At 71.4% G+C, this 24,253-nt stretch carries 15 protein-coding genes; 11 read left to right on the top strand and 4 right to left on the bottom strand.

Annotated elements, in window-relative coordinates; all coding sequences use genetic code 11:
• Positions 1–14 precede the first annotated feature (14 nt).
• Positions 15–620: a hypothetical protein gene (locus AC067N_RS17420; RefSeq protein ID WP_478679749.1), complete on the top strand. Its 606-nt coding sequence runs from the start codon at positions 15–17 to the stop codon at positions 618–620.
• A 423-nt stretch (positions 621–1,043) separates the two neighbouring features.
• Here the strand turns inward: AC067N_RS17420 and AC067N_RS17415 are convergent, their stop codons facing one another.
• Complete coding sequence (locus AC067N_RS17415; RefSeq protein WP_478679748.1) at positions 1,044–1,670, bottom strand: hypothetical protein; 627 nt, start codon at positions 1,668–1,670, stop codon at positions 1,044–1,046.
• Between the two features lie 350 nt (positions 1,671–2,020).
• Here AC067N_RS17415 and AC067N_RS17410 point away from each other — a divergent pair, with 350 nt between their 5' ends.
• Positions 2,021–4,180, top strand: coding sequence for a RecQ family ATP-dependent DNA helicase (locus tag AC067N_RS17410; RefSeq protein WP_478679747.1), 2,160 nt, complete (start codon positions 2,021–2,023; stop codon positions 4,178–4,180).
• Positions 4,181–4,648: 468 nt separating this feature from the next.
• On the opposite strand, the gene AC067N_RS17405 is transcribed toward AC067N_RS17410, so the two are convergent.
• Both AC067N_RS17405 and AC067N_RS17400 read right to left on the bottom strand, forming a co-directional pair.
• On the bottom strand, positions 4,649–5,890 hold the full coding sequence (locus AC067N_RS17405; RefSeq protein ID WP_478679746.1) for an ATP-grasp domain-containing protein: 1,242 nt from the start codon (positions 5,888–5,890) through the stop codon (positions 4,649–4,651).
• Positions 5,891–5,961: 71 nt separating this feature from the next.
• Positions 5,962–7,374: an MFS transporter gene (locus AC067N_RS17400; RefSeq protein WP_478679745.1), complete on the bottom strand. Its 1,413-nt coding sequence runs from the start codon at positions 7,372–7,374 to the stop codon at positions 5,962–5,964.
• Between the two features lie 303 nt (positions 7,375–7,677).
• Between AC067N_RS17400 and AC067N_RS17395 the strand changes: the two genes are divergently transcribed.
• The 8 genes from AC067N_RS17395 to AC067N_RS17360 all read left to right on the top strand — a co-directional run bounded on the left by AC067N_RS17395 (position 7,678) and on the right by AC067N_RS17360 (position 21,181).
• On the top strand, positions 7,678–8,652 hold the full coding sequence (locus AC067N_RS17395; protein ID WP_478679744.1) for a GlxA family transcriptional regulator: 975 nt from the start codon (positions 7,678–7,680) through the stop codon (positions 8,650–8,652).
• Between the two features lie 817 nt (positions 8,653–9,469).
• Positions 9,470–11,089: a DUF4192 domain-containing protein gene (locus tag AC067N_RS17390; protein WP_478679743.1), complete on the top strand. Its 1,620-nt coding sequence runs from the start codon at positions 9,470–9,472 to the stop codon at positions 11,087–11,089.
• Between the two features lie 587 nt (positions 11,090–11,676).
• Positions 11,677–13,674: an amylo-alpha-1,6-glucosidase gene (locus tag AC067N_RS17385; RefSeq protein ID WP_478679742.1), complete on the top strand. Its 1,998-nt coding sequence runs from the start codon at positions 11,677–11,679 to the stop codon at positions 13,672–13,674.
• A gap of 164 nt (positions 13,675–13,838) precedes the next feature.
• On the top strand, positions 13,839–14,597 hold the full coding sequence (locus tag AC067N_RS17380) for an NUDIX hydrolase (RefSeq protein ID WP_478679741.1): 759 nt from the start codon (positions 13,839–13,841) through the stop codon (positions 14,595–14,597).
• Positions 14,598–14,705: 108 nt separating this feature from the next.
• Complete coding sequence (locus AC067N_RS17375; protein ID WP_478679740.1) at positions 14,706–16,748, top strand: ATP-binding cassette domain-containing protein; 2,043 nt, start codon at positions 14,706–14,708, stop codon at positions 16,746–16,748.
• A 180-nt stretch (positions 16,749–16,928) separates the two neighbouring features.
• Positions 16,929–17,816, top strand: a complete 888-nt coding sequence (locus tag AC067N_RS17370; RefSeq protein WP_478679739.1) for a FadR/GntR family transcriptional regulator — start codon at positions 16,929–16,931, stop codon at positions 17,814–17,816.
• A gap of 858 nt (positions 17,817–18,674) precedes the next feature.
• Complete coding sequence (locus AC067N_RS17365) at positions 18,675–20,219, top strand: RNA polymerase sigma factor (RefSeq protein WP_478679738.1); 1,545 nt, start codon at positions 18,675–18,677, stop codon at positions 20,217–20,219.
• A gap of 146 nt (positions 20,220–20,365) precedes the next feature.
• Positions 20,366–21,181, top strand: a complete 816-nt coding sequence (locus tag AC067N_RS17360; RefSeq protein ID WP_478679737.1) for a serine protease — start codon at positions 20,366–20,368, stop codon at positions 21,179–21,181.
• Between the two features lie 150 nt (positions 21,182–21,331).
• On the opposite strand, the gene AC067N_RS17355 is transcribed toward AC067N_RS17360, so the two are convergent.
• Positions 21,332–21,562, bottom strand: coding sequence for a DUF7455 domain-containing protein (locus tag AC067N_RS17355; protein ID WP_055512778.1), 231 nt, complete (start codon positions 21,560–21,562; stop codon positions 21,332–21,334).
• Between the two features lie 465 nt (positions 21,563–22,027).
• Between AC067N_RS17355 and AC067N_RS17350 the strand changes: the two genes are divergently transcribed.
• The gene (locus AC067N_RS17350) at positions 22,028–24,151 is read left to right on the top strand and encodes a DNA gyrase/topoisomerase IV subunit B (RefSeq protein ID WP_478679736.1); all 2,124 of its coding nucleotides are present in this window, start codon (positions 22,028–22,030) and stop codon (positions 24,149–24,151) included.
• Positions 24,152–24,253 lie beyond the last annotated feature (102 nt).

The raw sequence follows: 24,253 nt of genomic DNA, 5'->3' as shown, positions 1-24,253 counted from the left end.
ATAAACATCAGCTCATGCCTCTCATTCCCGAGGAGCCTCAGATTCACGAGAGTGCCCAGGGTCCGCGCGCCACTCCGGCCAGCGGCCGCGTAGCGCCGACCCCCCGTCCCGTACCCGGACCCCGTCCCGCGGCTCCGCCGCGTCCCGGCCGCCCGGGTCCTGCCCGGCCGGTGCCGGCCCAGCGCGCGTCGCACACCGCGGCCCAGCCCGGGCCGTCCGCACCGGCCGCCACCCCGCAGATCCAGCTGATCCCGGCCTCGGCCGAGGGCGCGCTGGACGCCGCGGAGGAAGCCGTCGACCTGCTGCTGGAGTCGGGGCGCGCCCCCGGTGACGTGCTGGTGATCACCACCGGCGAGCAGCACCCGTGGGCCGCCCACGAGCTGTCCTTCGGGGAGAGCGCGTACTGGGCCCAGCACGACGCGGGTGACGACGTGTTCTACGCCGACGCCTCCGCCGTCGGGCGGGCCGCGCCGCGTCCCGTGGTCGTGGTCGCCGTCAACGGCGGCACCGATTCCCTCACCGAGCAGACACTGCCCCAGGCTCTCGGCCGGGCTCGTGCGCTGCTGATCGTCTGCGGCGATCCGCAGAAGATCAACGCGGTGCTGGGCGTCGGCGTCTGAGCGACCGCTGATCCTCCCGGTAGGCCCGCGAGGGCTCACCGGGGAGTGACGCGTGCCCGGCGCCGCCCCAGGGCGCCACGCCGGCCACACCCCGCGACGGGACGCTTCGGCGTGCCGGCGGGGTGTTTCGCGTGCCCGGGAGTGCGGGGCACCGGGGGCTGTGGGTGCCGTGGCTGTGGCGGGCGAGTCTCGGCGGGTGCGGGTGCGGGTGCGGGTGCGGGTGCGGGTGCGGGCGCGGGCGCGGGCGCGGATGCGGGTGTGCGTGGGATGCGCGTACGTGCGCCGTGCGCAGGTGCAGGCGACCGCGCCCACACATACGCGTGCGGAATGCCGACGCCCCGTGGTGGGAGCAGGTGCGGGTGGCCTGATCCGGGCCCGGTTCGTCGGCCCCGTTACGAGGGGGAGGGCCCGCAGGCCCTCGGGTCAGCGCGCCGCCGCTCGGCGGAGTACCTCGGAGGCCACCCCGCCGGTGCGCGGGATCGGCGGCGGAGCCACGGCCGTGGCGAACGGCTCGGCCGGTGAGTCCGCGTGCGGGCGGCGGCCGCCGCGACCCTCGCCGAGGACCTGCCAGCCGTCACGTGTCAGCGTGATGTACGCCCCGCAGCGCAGACCGTGCAGGGTGCAGGCGTCCCGCAGGCCCCACATCCACGCCCCGTCCTCCTCCGTCCAACGCGCGTCCCCGTCGCGGCAGTACAGCAGCACGGCCGTCCGCACCGGCGTGCGCCGGCGCAGATCGTGCGGGATGACCCGGCGCAGCTGCGCGAGCAGGGCGTTACGGAACATCCAGCCGTCCGCCGGGGCGGGCCGCCGGACGAACGAGGCACTCGCCGCCAGTCGTTCGTCCGGGTCCAGGACGGCGATGACCGCCGTCGCGGGCCTGGGCTGATGGCGTGCGTGCAGTCCGCTGACGACCTCCCGGGGATTTCGCAGCAGCGGAATCCCGGCGGCGGCCCATTCCGCGGGCTCGAGCAACCGGTTGGCGGAAGCGGCGGACAGGTCGGCAGACGTCGACATGGAGGCCGCCGAGGACGGAGCGAATCCGAAGGTCACGATCCTCCCTTCGGCTACGCGCCCACACTGCGGGCGGGGTCGGACTGGGGGAGCGCACGCCGCAGCAGAAGCCCTACCGGTTCACCGGTGGGCCGTGCGGGGAGCGGACCTCAATTCTTCCTGCCGAACTTGGTTGCGGCAACGAGCAATTGGGGCCACTGGAGGTTTTGTGGTGATCCACCGTTTATATCCCCGCGCTGTGGGACTCGTCGGCGACGCCCCGGGTGGCGGGGCTCGACGCGCTGTTGACGCGCCCATCCCGGGTGGGAGGCCGGCCGTGGCTCCTTGTGAGGGAGGGGTCGCGAGGGGTGAGGTGGCTGAGTGTCCGAGGTATCGGGTTGCATGGGGGCATGGACACCGTGAAGCTCCGTGCCGAAGCCGACGCCATCCTCGCCGAGCTGGTCGGCGACCCCACGGGGTCGGCGAGGCTTCGGGAGGACCAGTGGCAGGCGGTGGCGGCCCTCGTGGAGGAGCGCCGTCGCGCCCTGGTGGTGCAGCGCACCGGCTGGGGCAAGTCGGCGGTGTACTTCGTCGCCACCGCTCTGCTGCGCCGCCGGGGCTCAGGACCGACGGTGATCGTCTCGCCGCTGCTGGCGCTGATGCGCAACCAGGTCGAGTCGGCGGCGCGGGCCGGCATCCAGGCACGCACCATCAACTCGGCCAATCCCGAGGAGTGGGACACCGTCTACGGGGAGGTCGAGCGTGGTGAGGCCGACGTGCTCCTCGTCAGCCCGGAGCGCCTCAACTCCGTTGACTTCCGCGAGCATGTGCTGCCCAGACTCGCCGCCACCACCGGTCTGCTGGTGGTCGACGAGGCGCACTGCATCTCCGACTGGGGACACGACTTCCGCCCCGACTACCGTCGGTTGAGGGCGATGCTGGCCGAACTCCGCCCCGGAGTGCCGGTGCTCGCCACCACCGCGACCGCGAACGCGCGGGTGACGGCCGATGTGGCCGAGCAGTTGGGCACCGGTGGCGGCGAGGCCCTGGTGCTGCGCGGCCCGCTGGAGCGGGAGAGCCTGCGCCTCGGGGTCGTCCGCCTCCCCGACGCGGCCCACCGGCTGGCCTGGCTGGCGGAGCATCTGGACGAGCTGCCCGGTTCCGGGATCGTCTACGCCCTCACGGTGGCCGCCGCCGAGGAGGCCACCGCTTTCCTGCGTCAACGGGGCTTCGAGGTGGCGTCGTACACGGGGCGCACGGAGAACGCCGACCGGCTCCAGGCCGAGGCCGACCTCCAGGAGAACCGGGTGAAGGCGCTGGTCGCGACCTCTGCCCTGGGCATGGGCTTCGACAAGCCGGACCTGGGCTTCGTGGTCCATCTGGGTTCGCCGTCCTCACCGATCGCCTATTACCAGCAGGTGGGGCGCGCGGGGCGCGGCGTGGACCATGCCGATGTGCTGCTGCTGCCGGGCAAGGAGGACGAGGCCATCTGGCGCTACTTCGCCGACACCGCCTTCCCTCCCGAGGTGCAGGTGCGGCAGACGCTCTCTGCCCTCGCCGACGCGGGACGGCCGCTGTCGGTGCCTGCTCTGGAGACGTCCGTGGACCTCCGGCGGACCCGTCTGGAGACCATGCTCAAGGTGCTCGACGTGGACGGGGCGGTCAAGCGGGTCAAGGGCGGCTGGATCTCCACCGGAGAACCCTGGTACTACGACTCCGAGCGGTACGCGTGGGTCGCCAAGCAGCGGGCGGCCGAGCAGCAGGCCATGCGCGACTACGTGAGCACGTCCGGGTGCCGGATGGAGTTTCTGCGCCGGCAGCTCGACGACGAGGGGGCCGCCCCGTGCGGCCGGTGCGACAACTGCGCGGGAGCCTGGGCCGACTCCTCCGTCTCCACGGAGACCCTGACCAGCGCGACACAGGAACTGGCCCGCCCCGGGGTGGAGGTGGAGCCGCGCAAGATGTGGCCTACGGGGATGCCCGCACTGGGCGTCGACCTCAAGGGCCGAATCCCAGCCACGGAGCAGTGCTCCACCGGGCGTGCCCTGGGACGGCTCTCGGACATCGGCTGGGGCAACCGGCTGCGTCCGCTGCTGGCCGAGAACGCACCCGACGGACCCGTCCCCGACGATGTCCTCAAGGCCGTGGTGACCGTGCTCGCCGACTGGGCGCGCTCCCCGGAGGGCTGGGCCTCCGACGGTCCCGGCGCGTCCGCCCGGCCGGTCGGAGTCGTCGCCATGCCCTCGCTGCGGCGCCCCCGACTCGTCGCCTCGCTCGCCGAACGCGTCGCAGCCATCGGGCACCTGCCCTTCCTCGGCAGTCTCGCGTACACCGCGCAGGGCGGTGAGCACTCGGCGCGCCGCAGCAATTCAGCCCGGCACCTCCAGGCCCTCTCCGCGGCCCTCACCGTGCCCGAGGAACTGGCCGGGGCCCTCGAGCGGGCCTCGGGGCCCGTGCTGCTCGTGGACGACTACGTCGATTCGGGCTGGACCCTCGCGGTCTCCGCCCGCCTGCTGCGCCGATCGGGCGCCGGCCAGGTTCTGCCCCTGGTTCTGGCCACGGCCGGCTGAGCAGCCGCGTGACCCGCGCGTACGGGCCACAGCATCGGGGTCGGAATGCGGCGCGGTACGCGGGCGCTCCCGTGTACTCCGCTGGCGCGTCCGCCCGGCGCGGTTCTGGGCGAGCTGACCGCGGCGAGGGACCCCGCCGACGTGCATGTTCCGGCGGTTTGCCCCCCGCCATCCCCCCGACTCGCCGAGCCCGGAAGAGCTGTGCGGCCGCGGGCCGGCTGCGCTGATCGACTCCGGCACCGAGGCCGGCCCCCTTCGGCCACGCTTGAGGTCGGAGCGTACGGCAGCTCTACGCGGCGGCCGGGCCGTCGGTACCCGGGTCCTCACCGGCCTCGCTGACGCCGAGCCCGGCGGCAACGGACGCCGAGTCCGGCGTGAACGGGCGAAGCCCCGGCGACGGGAGCACCGCGGAACCTCCGGCAGTCCACCGGGCGGCTGTGGGAGATTCTCGTCTCGGCGGCACGGCTATCAGTCGAGCGGTTCGATCGTCACTCCGGCCTCGATCTCGCGTACCCGCTCGGTGTCCCGGTCGAGGACGTCCTGGTCGGCTGCGGAGAGCAGGACCCAGCCGAGTGCGGTGAAGAGGTCCTCGGTCTTCGGGACCCGGGAGCCGTTGGGGTAGCGGCACCCCAGCTTCTGGAAGGAGACCAGATCACGCAGGGAGTCGAGGACCTCGGCGTTGCGCATGATCCCGCCCTGCGCGGCGGAGAGCCAGGCCACCCGGGTGGGTTGCACGATCTCGTAGCCGTGGCTGAAGGCCCCGTCCAGATGGTGCCGCACGGCGCGGTCGATCTGGGAATCCCCCGTCGCGAGCCGCGCGGCCTGCTGCGCACAGCCTCCGTCGAGGCGCGCCGCGATCTCGATCAGGCGAGGGCCCCGGTCGGTCAGCATGATCTCGGTGTGGGCGCAGCCCGTGCGAATGCCGACCGCCTCGGCGACCCGGCGACTGTAGGACTCCAGAATTTTGACAAGCGGATCCTCGGGAAGGAGATAGTCCTCGGCGTCATAGACCCCGATGCGGTTCCCGCGGGCCGACTTGCTGTACCGGACCACCGCCACCAGACCCGGTTCCCCGTCGACGGAGTAGGTGTCGACGACGAACTCGGTTCCCGATGCGAATTCCTGGATCAGAATGCTGTCGTTGGCCAGGTCGAACATGTTGACCGAGCCCAGCAGCCGCCTGAAGGGAATCCGCCAGTCCTCGCCCGCCTCCACCTTGTGCACGCCGTCCGTGCCGCCGCTGCACCGGGGTTTGAGCACCAGCGCCTGCCCGTCCAGGCCGGTCTTCCGCAGCCATTCGGCGGCCTCCTCCTCGGCCGCGGCGGCGAACGTCCGCAGGTGCGGTATGCCCGCGCGCTCCACGGCCTGGGCCATGGGCCACTTGTCCCGGCGTGCCGCGGAGAGTGCGGGAACGTTTCCCGTCCCGGGGGCCAGCTCCTCGACCAGCGCGTCCACGAGTCTGACCGCGTGCTCATTGCCCGGGATGACCGCGAGGGGGTCGTAGCCGCGCACCACCTCCACCAGCTTCGCGAAGTCGCCGCGGTGGAAATGGGTCGCGTCGAAGGCTTCCGGTTTCCAGCCGTGCAGATACGACGTGAGCGGTGCCGGCGTGCTCAGCACGGCCACCGACGCGACCCCCCGCGCCCGGAAGGCGTTGGCGAACTCGGCGGCCTCGGAGTAGGGATCGACCAGGACTACATGGCGTCGCATCTGATTGCCTGCCCTTCTGTACTCTTCCCGATGCCTGCGCGCTCTGCCGTCCTGCGGATGCGGAGCCACCCTTAGGTTCCCGTGCGGATCTCCGCAGCGGCTGATCCGGAACCGTCGGCCCCTTTCCCCCTGTTGCCGGCCCGGCCCTCGTTTGCCTCCTTCGCCGTCGGACGCACACCGCCCCACGCGGCCGCCGCCGCGAGCAGGCCCACCACACCGCAGCCGAGCCACAAGCCCTCCTCGAAGCGATTCCAGATCATCACTCCGACGAACGGGCCGATCGCGCTACCCAGTCCGTACAGCGCGTTCGACGCGCCCAGATAGCGGCCCCGCAGCCCCGGCGGGCCCGCCTGCGCGGGGTAGGCGAAGAAAAGCGACGGGTATCCGATGATTTCACCGAGGGACCAGACGAGGGTGGCGATCACCAGCGCGGCCAACCCCAGGGGCAAGGCGTAAAGACTCATGCCGACACCGGTCAGCACTACCCCGATGATCACGGCCGTCCGGATCCGCCAGCGTTGCACCAACTTGGCGACGAGCAGTTCGCAGGTGATGACGAGAAGGCCGTTCAGCGCGATCATCGCCGCGTAGACCTCGATTCCCATACCGAGGTGCTTCACGGCCAGCGGCAGAGCCGCGATGTGCTGGATGTAGATCACGGAACTCACGAACATCGCCAGCAGGAACAGCAGATACCGACGGTCGGTCAGTACCGCGGCGTACGACGCCTTGTGCGCCGCCGCATCCCCGCCGGCTTCCGCACCGCCGGCTTCCGCACCGTCGTCTCCCGCGCCTCCGTCTGCCGCGCTTCCGTCCCCCCGGCCCCTGTCCGCGCGTGCCGTCGTCTCCGTCGTCTCCGTGGTCATACGGTGTGGCAGGGTGGCCGCGGCGACCGCCGAGAAGACCACCACGGCCAGCGCCTCGCCCCAGAACAGGAAATCCCAGGAGATCCTGACGAGCGCCGCGCCCAGCAGGGGTGCGGCCGTCGTGCCCAGGTTGATCGCCAGCCGGCCCATGGCGAAGACCATCACGTGTCGTTCGACCGGGGTGAGATGGCTGATCATGCTGGTGGAGGCGGGCTGGTACGCCAGGCTCGCCGCACCACTGACGGCGATGACCACGAGGATGGCCCCATAGCCGTCCAGATAGAGAACGCAGGGGAGCAGCGCCGCCGATCCCAGCAGCGTGGACACGATGGTCAGCCGCGGTCCGAGCCGGTCGGACATCCAGCCCCCGACGAGCGTCCCCAGTACGGCTCCAGCGCCGTACACACCGAGGGCCGCACCCGCCTGGGCGTCGGAGAACCCACGTTCAATCAGATACAGCACCATGAAGACCTGCACGAAGCCGCCGAGGCGAATGATCATGGTGCCGGCCAGCAGGAATCGCACCGCCGTGGGGGACTCACTCCAGACCTGCCGCACCCCCGCGTGCTGTGACTTGCCCGCCCCGTCCGACGCTTTCATCGCGTTGTCCTGTGCCATGCACCTCACTGTGCGGAAGCAGCCGGCGCGGTGACAGGGCACGCACTGACGATGAACATCGAATTACTGCCATCGCCGCTGCCGCGTTCCTGATCGGCCCGGAGAGGCGGACGACGGCCGGTGCCGCTGATCGCGTACAGACCGCGGTACCGGGCATCCGCAGCGGGATCGTCTCCACGCGGGCCCTTCAGCAAGCCCTTCGGTACCGCGGCTGACCCCATGCGCGGAGTACGCGGGCCGATCCCGTCCGGCGACGGCGCAGGGACTGTCACAGGACCACGTGCTACTGCGACATTGGTGACCATGCTGAAGAACGTGGCCGCGGTGCTGCTCGACAACGTCCATCCGTTCGAACTCGGCGTCGTGTGCGAAGTATTCGGTATCGACCGCACTGGGGAGGGGCTGCCCGCCTACGACTTCGCTCTCGTCGCCGCGGAATCCCCGTCGGTGCGGGCGGTGCCCGGATTCACCATCAGCACGCCCTACGGGCTCGATCGGCTGGAGGAAGCCGATCTCATCGCCATCCCGGTCGGGGACGACTTCCACACCAGGGACTTCCCTCCCGCCCTGCTGGAGGTGCTGCGTCAGGCGGTGGCCCGCGGCGCCCGGGTGGTGAGCGTCTGCGTGGGTGCGTTCGTCCTGGGCGCCGCGGGACTGCTCGACGGACGGCGGTGCACCACCCACTGGCGGTACGCCAAGGCGCTTGCCGAGCGCTACCCCAAGGCCCGGGTCGAACCCAGGGTCCTCTATGTCGACGAGGACCCGGTCCTCACCTCCGCCGGCACGTCCGCGGGCATCGACGCCTGCCTCCACCTGGTGCGCAAGATCCAGGGCAGCGAGGTCGCCAACGCCATCGCCCGGCGCATGGTGGTGCCCCCGCATAGGGAGGGCGGCCAGGCCCAGTACATCGAACGACCGGTGGTCCACCGCGGGAAGGACGGCGTACGCGAGGTCCTGGACTGGGCCGAGCGGCACCTGGACCAGGAAATCAGCGTGGAGCAGCTGTCGGCACGCGCCTGCATGTCGCCGCGCACCTTCGCCCGCCGCTTTCGGATGGAGACGGGCACCACCCCCTACCGCTGGCTGCTGGCGCAGCGGGTGCTGAGCGCCCAGCGGCTGCTGGAGAACACCGACGACACGATGGAGATGGTCGCCGCCCGTACGGGATTCGCCAACGCGGCGGCCTTGCGGTACCAGTTCGCGCGTTCACTCAACACCACCCCCAACGCCTACCGGCGTGCCTTCCGTGGCCGCTTACCCGACATGTCCACGCACTGAGCCCCTGAGTCCCGCCAGGAGGCCGAGGCCGACAGGACGAGACGCGTGCCGCGCAACACGGCGGTGGGCGCCACCGGGGCGGTGGCCGGGAGCGCCTGACGGTGCTCGACGGCGGGATCGGGCGTCGAGCAGGTGAACGCCGCCGGACGGGCGCGGGCGCAGGTATGTCCGTCCACCGCCCCTCGCTCCCCCTGCGCGCGAACTCCGGGACACCGGGCAGCCTTCGGCAGCCACCGGTGTCGTCCATGAGGACGCCGAGGGACGGGGGAGCGCACGAGTGCGGCTGCGGGCGGGTGGCGGTCGGTCGGCGAGTTCGCCACCGCGAGCGAGATCTGGCTGACGGCACCGGCCGGGGCGTGGGATGTGGCCCGGCATCCGAGCGGCGCTCGCCGCCTCGACGACCTGTGCCTGGCACAGGCCTCCGGGTGGAGGGCAGGGCCGTACACATCGCGGTGCGCGCTGAGGGGCCGCCGCTGAGGCCTGTCTGACGGCATGCTCTGCTCCATCCGTCCGGCGCCGGCGCCCGGCACCGACCGCCTCTCCGTTCGTCGAGGCCCGTTCCCCGCACGGTGATCTTCCTGGTCGACTGGGGGCCGACTCCGCTCCCGAGCACATGCGGGAGGGGCTGAGCGGGCCATCGGAGGATGCCGACGGTCCGTCGTGGGCTGGTTCGCGTCGTTCATGACCCCATGCAAGCGGATGCCTCGGACATCGCGCGGACGCGCAAGGCAGGTCTGTGGACAACCTCTGACGTGGCCATGGTCGGACTTATCCACAGGGGCAAGCGGAATTTCAAGATCCGCGAGATGGTCACCGCATGACGAATCACAGCGAAGCGGCCGGGACTCCCGGCAACGGTGACATCCACGGGCAGAACGGACGGAGCGGGCGCGACGAGACCACCCCGCTCATGGGACACGGCGAAACCAGGACGTATGCGGGGCACGGCGCGGCCACCGGCAACTGCGGCGAGCAGCAGGTCACCTTGCGAACCCCGGCCGAGCTCGCCGACGCCCTGCCGTACTTGCTCGGCTACCGTCCCGAAGACAGCATCGTCCTCGTCGCGCTGCACGACCGCGACACGAAGGGACGGTTCGGCGGGCGGGCCCGGCTCGGCATCCCGCCCCAGACGGACGACTGGCCGTCCGTGGCGCAGCAACTGGCGCATGGGCTGGTGACCGGCAGCGAGCGCCGGGGCGCCAAACCGGAGAGCATGGTCGCCTTCCTGTGCCAGGACCCGGGCGTCGGTGAGTCGGCGCGCGATGTCATGGAGCGCCTGCGACCACTGGCCCAGCTCCTGCGCCGGGCCTGCGGCGCCCTCGACGTCCCGGTGGTGGAGGCCCTGTGCATCTCCGGCGGCCGCTTCTGGTCGTACTGCTGCCCGGGCCACGGATGCTGCTCCCCGGAGGGCGAGGCGATGGGCCTGCCGGGTACCTCGGTACTGGCCGCGGCCGCGACCTATGCGGGTCTTCAGGTGCGAGGCACACTACGGGAGCTGCGCGCGCGGCTCCTGCCTTGGGAGAGCGCGGCCGCGCTGCGGCAGGAGGCCGCGCTCGACGCCGCGCAGGCCGCCCTGGTCCCGCGCATCCTCGACACGGAACGTCGCGTGGGCGTGGCCGAGGAGACGCTCGCGGTGGCCCGGAGCGCCATGGAGCGCCTCGCGGCCGCCCCGACCGGGTCCGGCACCCTCGACGCGGACCTGCGCGACGACGAACTGATCGGTCATGACGATGCCGCGACCATGATTCTGGGCCTCCAGGACAGGGCGACCCGGGACCGGGCCGCCGAGTGGATGGAGGGCGACGAAGCCGGCCCCGCTCTGCGACTCTGGCGCGCGCTCGCCCGCCGCTGCGTAGGCCCCTACGGAGAGCACGCCGCAGCCCCTCTCACACTGGCCGGCTGGGTGGCGTGGTCCACCGGCGACGAACTCGAGGCCCGCGAAGCCCTCGCCATGGCCCTCGCAGCCGACCGCGACTACCTCTTCGCCCGCCTCCTCCACCAGGCCTGCAACGAGGGCCTCGACCCCGAGTCGATCCGCCGCTGTCTCCGCGCCGAACGCACGGGACGAGACCTGCCGGCGGCCACGACGGAGGCGGGCACCGACGGCGGACCGGGCGTTGCGGAACAGCCGAGCGAGGTGGCATCCGCGGTCACAGCGCCGCCCGGTGGGGCGGCATCCGTGGACGAGTCGTGCGGCCTCGCCACCGCCACCGGCACCGGCACACGGCGCCGACGCCGCCCGCGACCGGACCGGAGCTCCGGCACCCGCGCCCCCCGGCGATCCCCTGCCACGGCCCAGGCAGGTCGGGCGCGTTCCATCGACGGCAACTCTCCGGGCAGCCGACGCCCGGGAAGTGCCGTCGACGGGCCCACCGGCCGGGCACGGGCACGGCGGAATTCCGACGGCCGGCGCACACAACCGGAAAGCGAGGCATGAGGACGCCGACCCGGACCGGCTGCCATCCGACCGCGCTGCCCCCGCCCGGATCCCAGCCAAGCGCCCCAGCCCCGGCCGGGGTCCCATCCGGCGCCCCTCATCCGCCCCGCGATCCAGCACGGCCCCGCATCCCCCAGCCACCCCTCCCCACTGCGGTGAGCGCGTCCCCCTTCCCCGGGACGGCGCACCCGGCCGCCGCTCCCTGCGCTTCCCGCACAGGGGGCCGTGACCCGGAGCGGAGCCGCTCCGTTCACCTGAGTGGCGGTATCGGCGGCCTGCCCTCGCCGCCGCATCGTCCCGACCCACGGCCGTTCCCCACCAGGTGCCGAGCGCATTCCACGCGCACCGAACACAGAGGAAGCCACTCGATGTCCCTGCCTTCCTTGTCCGGCTACGACGACATGCCGTCGTCCCTCGGACTCCGTCAGCCGACTCCCCGCACCCACGGCGCAGACGGCGTCAGAACCCAGCGCCCGGAGATCCGCAGCCCCTCGCCTCCCCCCATCGGCGTGCGGCAGAGGAGGCCCAGCGGAGCGGAGTCCCCCGTGTCCGGCCATGGCGCCCCCACGCCATCGGCCTCCGTTCCCATGGAAGGTCCGGCCACTCCCCGACCGTCGCCGCCGGCCCCTCGACGCCACACGGAGCTGCCCCCCGCCCACACCGCCTTGATCTGCGTCGCTCTTCCCGGCCTCGCGATCTCCGGCGAACAGGGCCAACTGACCGGAGCGGGACTTGAGGGCTTCTACCGCGGGGGACGGCGCATGCTCTCCCGCTGCCGGATCCGGGTGGCCGGGCGAGAGCCCCTCCCCGTGCAGGCGCGGATGATCACGGCCGACAGTGCCCGCTTCGTGGGAACACTGCGCGTCTCCGCCGACGCCGGTCCCGACCCGGACGTCATGGTCGAGCGCACCCGCCACGCGGACGGCACCGAACGGATCACCCTGCACAACACGGCCCGTCGCCCGCTGCGCCTGCCCGTCGAGGTGTCCCTGGGCACCGACCTCGCTGAACTGGGCGCCGTCGCCTCCGGCCGCGCCGGGCCGGAGCTGCCCGCCAGTGTCCGTGGCTCGGGCCTGCGCTGGTCCTGTTCCGGCGGCAACTCGACCGTCACCGCCGTCCCGCCGCCCGCCGACGCCCTGGCCTCCGCCGGGCTGCTGCGCTGGGAGTTGGAACTACCTCCCGGCGGCTCGCGCAGCGTGGAGCTACGGGTACGGCCGGACGGGGCAGGCCCCGTCAGACCAGTGGGACGCGGCGCCACGAGCCCCCTCGCCCAGGCGGAGGCCGCAGGGGACGACCCCCGGACAGGGGTACTGCTGCACACCTGCCTGCGGGACCTGGAAGCGCTGCTGCTGCGCGACGCCGTGGACCCGTCCGACACCCATCTCGCGGCCGGCGCGCCCTGGCGCTGCGGCATGGCCCCGGCCGACGCCCTGGCCGCCGCCAGGATGACCCTGCCCCTCGGCACACGTCTCGCGGCGGGCACCCTGCGGACCCTGGCCCGAACCCAACTCGCCGGACCGCCCGCCCAGTCGGGCATGATCCCCGGCCCGCGGAGGGACACCGGCCCTCATCTGCCGCCGGGCTGCACGGGCACCGAAGCCACCCTCCTCTTTCCTGCGCTCCTCGCCGAAGCCCGGCGCTGGGGACTTCCCGAGCAGGAGACCGAGGAACTGCTGCCTGCCGCCGAGCGCTGCCTGCGGTGGCTGCTGACCAGCGCCCGGGGCCGGATCTATCTGCCCGACCCACTTCGCTGCGGGCCGCTGCGCTGCGAGACCCAGGCGCAGGCCCACCGGGCCGCGCTGCTGGGCGCCGACCTGCTCGACGCGTACGGCCGACCGGGCGGGGACGAGCTGAGGGAATGGGCGATAGGCATGCGCACCCGATTCCAGACCGAATTCTGGGTCGAGGACCACGGTGGCGGCAGACCCGCCGCCGCCCGCACACCGGACGGACACCTCGTGCCGCATCTGGGCGCGGCCACCGCCCACCTCCTCGACACGGGACTGCTCGGCGGGGGCCGTCAGGCTCCCGGCCTGCTCGACAAGGTGCGGACGGAACAGCTCGCGCGGCTGCTCGGAGGACCCGCCATGGACTCCGGGTGGGGGCTGCGAAGCCTGAGCACGAAGGAGACGGCGTACAACCCGTTCGGTCATCGCAGCGGTGCCGTGCGCGTGCAGGAGACGGCGATCGCGGTCGCCGGGCTCGCGGCGGCGGGTCATGAGAAGGAGGCGAGCTCGTTGATGCGGGGAGTGCTGGCGGCGGCCGAGCGGTTCGGCCACCGGCTGCCCGAGATGTACGCGGGGGAGCAGCGCACGGCGGGTGGCGCACCTCTGCCGCATCCGGCGGCCTGCAGACCGGCCGCGACGGCGGCGGCCTCGGGTGTGCTGCTGCTCGCCACTCTCGTCGGCATCCGTCCGGACACCCCGGCCGGCACGGTGACCCTGCGTCCGGTGAGCAGTGCGCCGCTGGGAGAGATCGGACTGACCGGCCTGCGCGTGGCCGGCGCCCCCTTCGCCGTGCGCGTCAGCAGACTGGGGCTCGCCATGGTCGAGGAAGCGGCCGGCGGTCTGCAGTTGGGAGTGTGACCTCGTAGGACGAGTGATCGGACCACGCCCTGTGCGGATCTCGCGAAGGCGACGGGTGGATCACGAGTCCGGTGTCGGACAGAAGCGGATCAAGAAGCGGATCAAGGAGGGAAGCGACCTCTGAAGGGAGTGTTTATCGTCAGGAAGACGACTATGATCGCGGCATGCCCTACGACCCGTCGGACTATCCGCCCTTCGCCGTCACCGTCGACCTGGTCGTGCTGACCGTCCGCCGCCACGCGCTGTGCGCGCTGACCGTGCGGCGGGGCGAACAGCCTTTCCAGGGGCGGTGGGCGCTGCCCGGCGGCTTCGTACGGCCCGACGAGGATCTGGCACAGGCCGCCGCACGGGAGTTGTCCGAGGAGACCGGGCTGACCGCCCACGACCCGTCCACCCCCGCGCAGGACAACGGTGCGCACCTGGAACAGCTGGCGACCTACGGCGACCCGAAGCGAGACCCTCGGATGAGGGTCGTGAGCGTCGCCCACCTCGCACTCGCCCCCGACCTGCCCGCACCCCGTCCGGGCGGCGACGCCAACAGCGCCCGGTGGGCACCCGTCGAGGAGTTGCTGGCGCAGGGTGGTTACGGGCGCGACGGAGAGCCGGTGGCACCGCTGGCCTTCGACCACGCACAGATCCTCGCGGACGGTGTGGAGCGCGCCCGTTCGAAGATCGAGTACTCCTCGCTGGCGACCGCCTTCTGCCCGCCGGAGTTCACCGTCGGTGAGCTGCGCCGCGTCTACGAGGCGGTGTGGGCCGTGGCACTCGACCCGCGCAACTTCCACCGCAAGGTGACGGGCACGCCCGGCTTTCTGGTGCCGACCGGTGGCACCACGACGAGGCAGGGCGGCCGTCCAGCCCAGCTCTTCCGTGCCGGTGGCGCCACCCTCCTCAACCCGCCGATGCTCCGCCCCGAGGTCTGACGCGGCTCCAGCGGGAAGAGCCGAGGTCTGTCCGGCGGCTCGCCCGCTGTCTCGAAGTGAGCCGCGGGGTGCCCTGAAAACCGGACATACCGCGCTATCTTGCTTCGGGTGATCCAGGCCATCGGATTGACCAGCAACCCCCGCAAGGAGCTTCCGCCCGCCGTCGACGACGTGTCGTTCGAGGCGCACTCCGGCCATGTCACCGCACTTCTCGGAACGCCCGGTGCGGGTAGGACGACCGTGCTGAAACTGATGCTCGAACTCCAAGAGGGCCGCGGTATCACCTACTTCAGGGGCCGCCCCCTGCATCGCATCGCACACCCCAACCGCGAGGTGGGTGTTCTGCTCGGTGAGGTGCCGGGGCATCCGGCCCGTACGGTCCGCGGGCACGTGCGGATGCTGTGCGCGGCCGCGGGGCTGCCCGTGCGGCGGGCCGACGAAGTCCTTGAGGTGGTGGGCCTGGTCAGCCTGCGTGAGGCCCGGCTGGGCACCCTCTCACGGGGCATGGACCGCCGACTCGGACTCGCCTGTGCGCTGCTTGCCGACCCGCACACCCTCGTCCTCGACGAGCCCGCCCACGAGCTGTCCGTCCGTGAAGGCCGTTGGGTGCACGGGATCATGCGTGCGCACGCGGCTCAGGGCGGCACCGTCCTGTTCACCACCGGCGACTCCAAAGAGGCCGGACGGATCGCCGACCGGGTCCTCACCCTCGAGCAGGGCCGACTGGTCGCCGACCAGGACGTCGCCGACTTCTCCCGTACCCGTCTTCGTCCCCGAGTTGCCGTCCGTACCCCGCACGCCGCCCGCCTCGGCGCCCTGCTGGCCAAGGAGGCCCGGGTCGCGCGACGTTCCGTGGAGATCGCCCGGGAGGGTGGCAACCGCCTCTCGGTGTATGGCAGTACGTGCGCCGAGATCGGAGAGACCGCATTCCGGCACGGCATCCCCGTCCATCAACTCGCCGACGAGATCGGCGACATGGGACCGACGGCCGTGCCATTGCCGTCGGGCGGGGAGGGGGGCGGGGAGGCCACCGCGGATTCCGTCGAGGAGCGGAGAGGGCTGAGCGAGGGTCACCGGACGGCTTCGGAAGGGCCCCGGCCCTCCACGGCGGATTCCTCCACCCGCTCCGGTCCCAACGATGACATCAACCCCATGGAGCGCGCCGGCTCCGTCGACCAATCCAACCCCATCGACCACACCAACCCCATCGATCACACCAACCCCATCGACTACACCAACCCCATCGACCGCACAGGCGCCCCTGACCGCAGCAGCACCACCAGCACCACTGCAGGTCCGCGGAACCCCGCCCCCGGCGAGCCCCGCTCGGTCGATCCAGGCTCTATGCCGCCGCTTCCGCCCCCCATCACCGTCCGGCCGGCGCCGAACCCCCTGCGGCCGCTGCGGTACGAACTGCGCCGCGCCACGGGGGTCGCGACCGGTTATGCGACGGCCGCCGTCGTGCTCGTCGTCTCCGCGCTGATGTCGGTGGTGCTGGCCAGGATCGGGCACACCCCCCAGCCGCGACTGCTGGTCGCGTGGCCGCGGGAGCTTCCGCTGCCGCCCGCGGCCATCGGCGCGGGGCTGCTCGGCGCGATCGCCTTCGGCGACGAGTTCCGGTACCCCGCGCTGGCCGCGGACCGCGGCACCGTACCCCGTCGCCTGGGGCTGCTCGCCGCGAAACTCCTCGTCTCGGCCGCCACCGGGCTGGCGCTGGCTCTGCTCACCGTGGGCTGCGATCTGGAGGTGCTCCACCTCGTGTACGGACCGGAACTCACCTCGGTCCCCGGCGACTGGCTGCAGCTCGGTGCGAGTTGGCTGGGCCTGGTCGTGGGGTGCGCCTGGGCGGGGGTGCTCGCGGCCGGCGTCTTCCGTTCCATGAACGCGGGGCTCGCGGCCGTCGTCACCGTGCCCCTCGTCGTCGTCCCCCTGATGCAGAAGGCGTTGGAGGGGCCTGCGGTGCGACATGCGGTCGGATTTCCGATGCGGTTGCGAGAGCTCGTGCTGACGCAGTGGCCGTTCGGGGGCGAGCGCTATGTGGAGGCGGCGGCGCGGGTGATCGTCCAACCCGAAGGAGGCGCACTGCTGTTGTCGCTTACCGCCCTGCTGGGGGCCTACGTCCTCACGACCGTGCGCCACCGGGCCCGATGACGATCACGCGCCTCATGCTCACCCTCCGTGGTCGAGTGCCGTCGCAATGTGCACAACTCCTCGTAGAACGCCCATTTCTTTCCGATAAGGCGTCAATTGCGACGGGGGGAGCGATCACCCTTTCGTGTGCTTTTCACCAAAGACCTCAAGGGAGTTGAGAACACGGCCGACAAAGGATGCGTGAGTACCCTTGCGCACACCATGATGACCGCCGCCCGCTCCGCCGACTCCGGCCTCGCAGGACCGGGCGAACTCGACCGCTACCCCTACGCCGGGCACCCCGGCGTCGACCGTGTCGGCATCCCCTCCTGGGACGGTGCGGACCCCGAGCTCGGGCGCATGAGCCGTCGTGCCGCCGGCAGCCGCGGACGCGGACTGCACGGTCAACTCGTCCAACAGCTCGGCCAGATGATCGTCTCCGGTGACCTGGGTGCCGACCGCCCCCTCGTCCCCGAGGAGATCGGCCAGCGCTTCGAGGTCTCCCGCACCGTCGTCCGTGAATCCCTCCGCGTGCTGGAGGCGAAGGGGCTGGTCAGCGCCCGCCCGAACGTCGGCACACGCGTCCGCCCGGTCAGCGACTGGAATCTGCTCGACCCGGACATCATCGAGTGGCGGGCCTTCGGCCCCCAGCGCGACGACCAGCGGCGCGAGCTCAGCGAGCTGCGCTGGACGATCGAGCCCCTCGCCGCCCGCCTCGCCGCCGGGCACGGTCGCGACGACGTCCAGCAGCGGCTCGGCGACATGGTCGAGCTCATGGGGCACGCCATGGCGCAGGGCGACGCGCTGACCTTCTCCCGTGCGGACGCCGAGTTCCACTCGCTGCTCATCCAGGTCGCGGGCAACCGCATGCTGGAGCACCTCTCCGGCATCGTCTCGGCGGCGCTCCAGGTCTCCGGCGGTCCCGCCACCGGTTGTGACCGGCCGGGCGAGTCGACCCTCGCGCACCACGCCCGGATCGTCGACGCCCTCGCCGCGGGCGACGGAGGGGCGGCCGAGGCGGCCATGCGGCAACTGCTCACGGTGCACCCCGAGGTCGAACGTGTGGTGCCCGCGCCCCGCGAACACTGAGGGCACCCGCAGCGCGACAGGGCGGCACGGTCGCGGTGCGCCCCCCTCGACAAGCCTGACCGACCGGCGAACCGTGTGCCGCCGGACCCCATCGGATCCTTCCGGGATTCGGCGGGGCCCGGCGGCGCGACGGGCGCCGAGGGGCCGACGTGGCGACGGGAGGGAAGTCTCCTGGCGGCCGTTGAGGCGGGCGGTACAGGCGCGTGATCGGACGAACCGGTCCGAGCCGGAATCCGGCGGGAGTGCGGTGCACCCGGCGAGGGCGGCGGCCCGCGCCCACGCCTCCCACGCCGACGCACGGCGACCCCGGCCGGTGGGAAGCCGCCTCGGCGGGAAACAGGCGCCCCGCCCGGCGCCAAGCACCCCGTGCGCCGAGCGGCCCCGGCCCGGTGAGCGGCGACCTCGCATCCGCGGCAGGACGAGTCCCGACCCGCCCGGATCGGGAACGCGCCGACCCGCGGGAACGCGTCGAGCCGCCGACCGCCCAGCCCCCGGGAGCGGACGGTGCCGCTCCGCGAGAGCGACGACTCCCGATAGGGGAGTTCGTTCGGGAACCGTGCGGGTACACGAGGTATCAGCACCGGTCGTGGCCCTGCTCGACTACCTCTGGCCGTGTCTGACCGCTTTTGAGCGCTTACGGGGTGTGACTCGGGCCACGCAGATTGGGCGTAACGCTCGCGGGAACAACGCGATGACCTAAGAGGTGACAGCCGCGGAGGGAATACGGACGCCGTTCACGGCGCTGTGCATCTTCCCGGCCCCCGCCCGCACCGTCGGCCCATCCCCAAGCCGGTGGTCGGCTCCTGTCCGCAGTGGACGGGGCCGGAAGCCGTTTTCCAACGTTCCGAGAGGTTGTTCGTGTCGGCCAGCACATCCCGTACGCTCCCGCCGGAGATCGCCGAGTCCGTCTCTGTCATGGCGCTCATTGAGCGGGGAAAGGCTGAGGGGCAGATCGCCGGCGACGATGTGCGTCGGGCCTTCGAAGCTGACCAGATTCCGGCCACTCAGTGGAAAAACGTACTGCGCAGCCTCAACCAGATCCTCGAGGAAGAGGGTGTGACGCTGATGGTCAGTGCCGCGGAGCCAAAGCGCACACGAAAGAGCGTCGCAGCGAAGAGTCCGGCCAAGCGCACCGCCACCAAGACGGTCGCGGCGAAGACGGTGACCACCAAGAAGGCCACCGCCACCGCCGCGCCGGCGGCACCCGTGGCCGATTCCTCCGCCGAGGACGCCGCACCCGCCAAGAAGGCCGCCGCCAAGAAGGCGACTGCCAAGAAGGCGGCCCCCGCCAAGAAGACCGTCGCCGCCAAGAAGACGGCGGCGAAGAAGACCACCGCCAAGAAGGACGACGTCGAGCTGCTCGACGAGGAGGTCCTGGAGGAGACCCCCGGCGGCAAGCCCGGTGACGAGCCCGAGGGCGCCGAGAGCGCCGGCTTCGTGCTCTCCGACGAGGACGAGGACGACGCGCCCGCCCAGCAGGTCGCCGCCGCCGGTGCCACCGCCGACCCCGTCAAGGACTACCTCAAGCAGATCGGCAAGGTCCCCCTGCTCAACGCCGAGCAGGAGGTCGAGCTCGCCAAGCGCATCGAGGCCGGTCTGTTCGCCGAGGACAAGCTGTCCAACGCCGACAAGCTGGCCCCCAAGCTCAAGCGCGAGCTGGAGATCATCGCCGAGGACGGCCGCCGCGCCAAGAACCACCTCCTGGAGGCCAACCTCCGTCTGGTGGTCTCGCTCGCCAAGCGCTACACCGGCCGCGGCATGCTCTTCCTGGACCTCATCCAGGAGGGCAACCTCGGTCTGATCCGCGCGGTCGAGAAGTTCGACTACACCAAGGGCTACAAGTTCTCCACGTACGCCACCTGGTGGATCCGTCAGGCGATCACCCGAGCGATGGCCGACCAGGCCCGCACCATCCGTATCCCGGTGCACATGGTCGAGGTCATCAACAAGCTCGCGCGCGTGCAGCGCCAGATGCTCCAGGACCTGGGCCGCGAGCCCACCCCGGAGGAGCTGGCCAAGGAACTCGACATGACCCCGGAGAAGGTCATCGAGGTCCAGAAGTACGGCCGTGAGCCGATCTCCCTGCACACTCCGCTGGGCGAGGACGGTGACAGCGAGTTCGGTGACCTCATCGAGGACTCCGAGGCCGTCGTCCCGGCCGACGCGGTCAGCTTCACCCTGCTCCAGGAGCAGCTGCACTCTGTCCTCGACACGCTCTCCGAGCGCGAGGCGGGCGTCGTCTCCATGCGTTTCGGTCTCACCGACGGTCAGCCGAAGACCCTCGACGAGATCGGCAAGGTGTACGGCGTCACGCGTGAGCGCATTCGCCAGATCGAGTCGAAGACGATGTCGAAGCTGCGCCACCCGTCTCGCTCGCAGGTTCTGCGCGACTACCTCGACTGAGTCGGTCGCGGACCCGCCGCCGCGCCAGGCATCGAAGGCCCGGTTCCCTCGAAGGAGCCGGGCCTTCGGCGTCGGCGCGGCATGCGGGCGCACGGCACGTGGATGACTCTGGGTGTGCTATCCATCTCAGGGAGTCAGGAGTGCGTATGCGTCCAACCATCGCCCGACTGCTGGCACTGACGGCCACCGCGGCCGTCATACCGCTGGCCGCGCCCCCGCCCGCGACCGCCGACGTCGTCATCGGGGGCCATCCCGTCGAGATCTCCCAGGCGCCATGGACCGTGGCGCTGTCCAGCCGTGACCGGTTCGGAGGTACGAGGGCCGGACAGTTCTGCGGCGGCGTCGTGGTCGGCCCCTCCACCGTCATGACAGCCGCCCACTGTGTGAGCGAGGACGTGCTGGGAGCCCCACCGGAAGAGATCCCCGACCTGGTCGTCATCACCGGCCGTGCCGACCTGCAGTCGAACGACGGCAGGGAGATCCCCGTGCGCGGCACCTGGGTCAATCCGGAGTACGACGCCTCCACGAGCGCCGGCGACTTCGCCGTGCTCACACTGGCGGCGCCGCTCCCGGCGACTTCCGTCCTCCCGTTGGCGCAAGCCGGCGATCCGGCGTACCAGGCCGGCACGGCCGCCTCGGTCTACGGCTGGGGAGACATGACGGGCGCCGGGGACTACGCACGGAGCCTGCGGGCGGCGCCGGTGCGAGTGCTGGCCGATTCCGAGTGCGAGCGGGCCTACCCGGGCAGCGCGCAGGGCTGGTACCAGGCCGAGTCCATGGTCTGCGCGGGGGAGCCGGCCGGCGGCCGAGACGCCTGCCAGGGAGACAGCGGGGGACCGCTCGTCGCCCGGGGGAAGCTGGTCGGGCTCGTGTCGTGGGGCAGCGGCTGCGGTCTGGCCGGGAGCCCGGGGGTGTACACCAGGGCCTCCTACGCGGCCCAGGTGCTGTCGGAGAGCCGCTGAGGGGCGGCTGGACGCCACACCCCGATGCCGCAACCCCCACGGTGCCGTGCCGGGCTGCGGAACGAGAGCGGGCGGCCACCCCGTGTATGCGGGAGTGGCCGCCCGGTCACCGGCCTTGAGCCGGTGTCGGCTCGTCGTTGATGCGAAGCGTCAGCGTTCGTCGGTTTCCGCGGTGGCGGGAACGGACGTCAGCCGCTCCGTCTCGTCCTGTATCTCCGCAGCGATCTTCTTGAGCTCAGGCTCGAACTTACGCCCGTGGTGGGCGCAGAACAGCAGCTCTCCACCGCTCAGCAGGACGACGCGCAGATAGGCCTGGGCGCCGCAGCGGTCGCATCGGTCAGCGGCCGTCAGCGGGGTCGCGGGGGTCAGAACAGTAGTCACGTCGCCTCTTCTCTAGCTCGACGAGCTGTCGTACCAGGGTCAACATCCAACCAGGCCGAAAACGTTCCCGCTCGCGGCTTTTCCTCGAAAAAATCTTTCCAGGCCGGCTGTCTGTTGCCGGTTGGCGGCGAATGAGCCGTAGTGCGTGTCTTCGTGTCGTACGGGTTCGCGCTGTCTGTCGGTGGTTCTGGCGGTTGCTCTCGGTTGTACGGTCCTCCCGGCTGGGTTGCCGGTTGTTCATGAGGACGTGCCCGGAGCCTAAATGGTTCATGCCTCGAAGGGAACGTGATATGTACTTCACCCCATCGAGGGATCGAACACGCATGCGAGCCTGGACTACCCTGAGTTTCCAGCGAGGGTGGCGTTACAACGGCTCTACCAGGGCTCGGTACCCTCGGACCGGCAACAGAGCCGGGCCCCTTACCCAAAAGGGCCTCACCTGAAATTCAGCGAGGAGCGAACCGCGTGACCGCCGAGACGTCCGTGCCGTCCACAGCGCTGCTGACCGGAGCAGACCGGGACGGTTCCAACTACACCGCGCGGCACCTGCTCGTCCTCGAGGGGCTCGAGGCCGTGCGGAAGCGCCCCGGAATGTACATCGGCTCGACCGACAGTCGAGGTCTGATGCACTGCCTCTGGGAGATCATCGACAACTCCGTGGACGAGGCCCTCGGGGGCTACTGCGACCACATCGAGGTGATCCTCCACGACGACGCCTCCGTGGAGGTGAGGGACAACGGCCGCGGCATCCCCGTCGACGTGGAGCCCAAGACCGGCCTGTCCGGCGTCGAGGTCGTCATGACCAAGCTGCACGCGGGCGGCAAGTTCGGCGGCGGCTCCTACGCGGCCTCCGGCGGTCTGCACGGCGTCGGCGCCTCCGTGGTGAACGCGCTCTCCGCCCGTCTGGACGTCGAGGTGGACCGCAGCGGTCACACCCACGCCATCAGCTTCCGGCGCGGCGTCCCCGGCGCCTTCTCGGGCAACGGCCCGGACGCGAAGTTCGAGGCCGCGAGCGGGCTGCGCAAGGCCAAGAAGATCCCCAAGACACGCACCGGCACGCGCGTGCGCTACTGGGCGGACCGCCAGATCTTCCTCAAGGATGCCAAGCTCTCGCTGGAGAACCTGCACCAGCGCGCCCGCCAGACCGCCTTCCTGGTGCCCGGCCTGACGATCGTCGTCCGTGACGAGTTCGGGCTCGGCGAGGGCGGGAGCAAGGGCGAGGAGTCATTCCGCTTCGACGGAGGCATCAGCGAGTTCTGCGAGTATCTGGCCACCGACAAGGCCGTCTGCGACATCCTCCGCTTCACCGGCGAGGGCACCTTCAGGGAGACGGTTCCCGTCCTGGACGAGCACGGCCAGATGACCCCCACCCAGGTCACCCGGGAACTCGGCGTCGACGTCGCGCTGCGCTGGGGCACCGGCTACGACACGACCCTGAAGTCGTTCGTGAACATCATCGCCACGCCCAAGGGCGGCACCCATGTCGCCGGCTTCGAGCAGGCCGTGGCGACCACGATGAACGAGGTGCTGCGCGCCAAGAAGATGCTCCGGGTCGCCGAGGACGACGTCGTCAAGGACGACGCGCTGGAGGGACTGACCGCCGTCGTCACCGTGCGTCTGGCCGAACCGCAGTTCGAGGGCCAGACGAAGGAGGTCCTCGGCACGTCCGCGGCCCGCCGTATCGTCGCGCAGGTGATCTCCAAGGAGCTCAAGGCGTTCCTGACCTCCACCAAGCGGGACGCCGCCGCCCAGGCGCGGGTCGTCATGGAGAAGGTCGTCGCGGCCGCGCGTACGCGTATCGCCGCACGTCAGCACAAGGACGCGCAGCGGCGGAAGACCGCGCTGGAGTCGTCGTCGCTGCCCGCCAAGCTCGCCGACTGCCGCAGCGACGACGTCGACCGCAGTGAGCTGTTCATCGTCGAGGGCGACTCGGCGCTCGGTACGGCGAAGCTCGCCCGGAACTCCGAGTTCCAGGCGCTCCTGCCGATCCGAGGCAAGATCCTCAACGTCCAGAAGTCGTCCGTGACGGACATGCTCAAGAACGCCGAGTGCGGTGCGATCATCCAGGTCATAGGGGCCGGGTCCGGGCGTACGTTCGACATCGACGCGGCCCGGTACGGCAAGATCATCATGATGACCGACGCCGATGTGGACGGGTCCCACATCCGGTGCCTGCTGCTGACGCTGTTCCAGCGGTACATGCGGCCGATGGTGGAGGCGGGACGTGTCTTCGCCGCGGTGCCGCCGCTGCACCGGATCGAGCTGGTCCAGCCGAAGAGGGGCCAGGACAAGTACGTCTACACCTACTCCGACCGGGAGCTGCGGGACAAGCTGCTGGAGTTCCAGACCAAGGGTGTCCGCTACAAGGACTCCATCCAGCGGTACAAGGGCCTCGGCGAGATGGACGCGGACCAGCTGGCGGAGACGACGATGGACCCCCGGCACCGGACGCTGCGGCGGATCAATCTGTCGGACCTGGAGGCGGCCGAGCAGGTGTTCGACCTGCTGATGGGTAACGACGTGGCGCCGCGCAAGGAGTTCATCTCCAGTTCGGCGGCCACGTTGGATCGGTCCCGCATCGACGCGTGAGCGTCGCGCCCGTCCGGCGGGCGCATGGCTTCGAGGCGGCTCGGGGGCGCGCAGGGGGGATCCCGCGCGCCCCTTCCGTGTGGGGGCGGCTGTAGGCGCGGG

The sequence above is a fragment of the Streptomyces sp. NPDC042364 genome, assembly GCF_056437585.1.
This window is presented reverse-complemented; position numbering and strand designations above follow the sequence as displayed.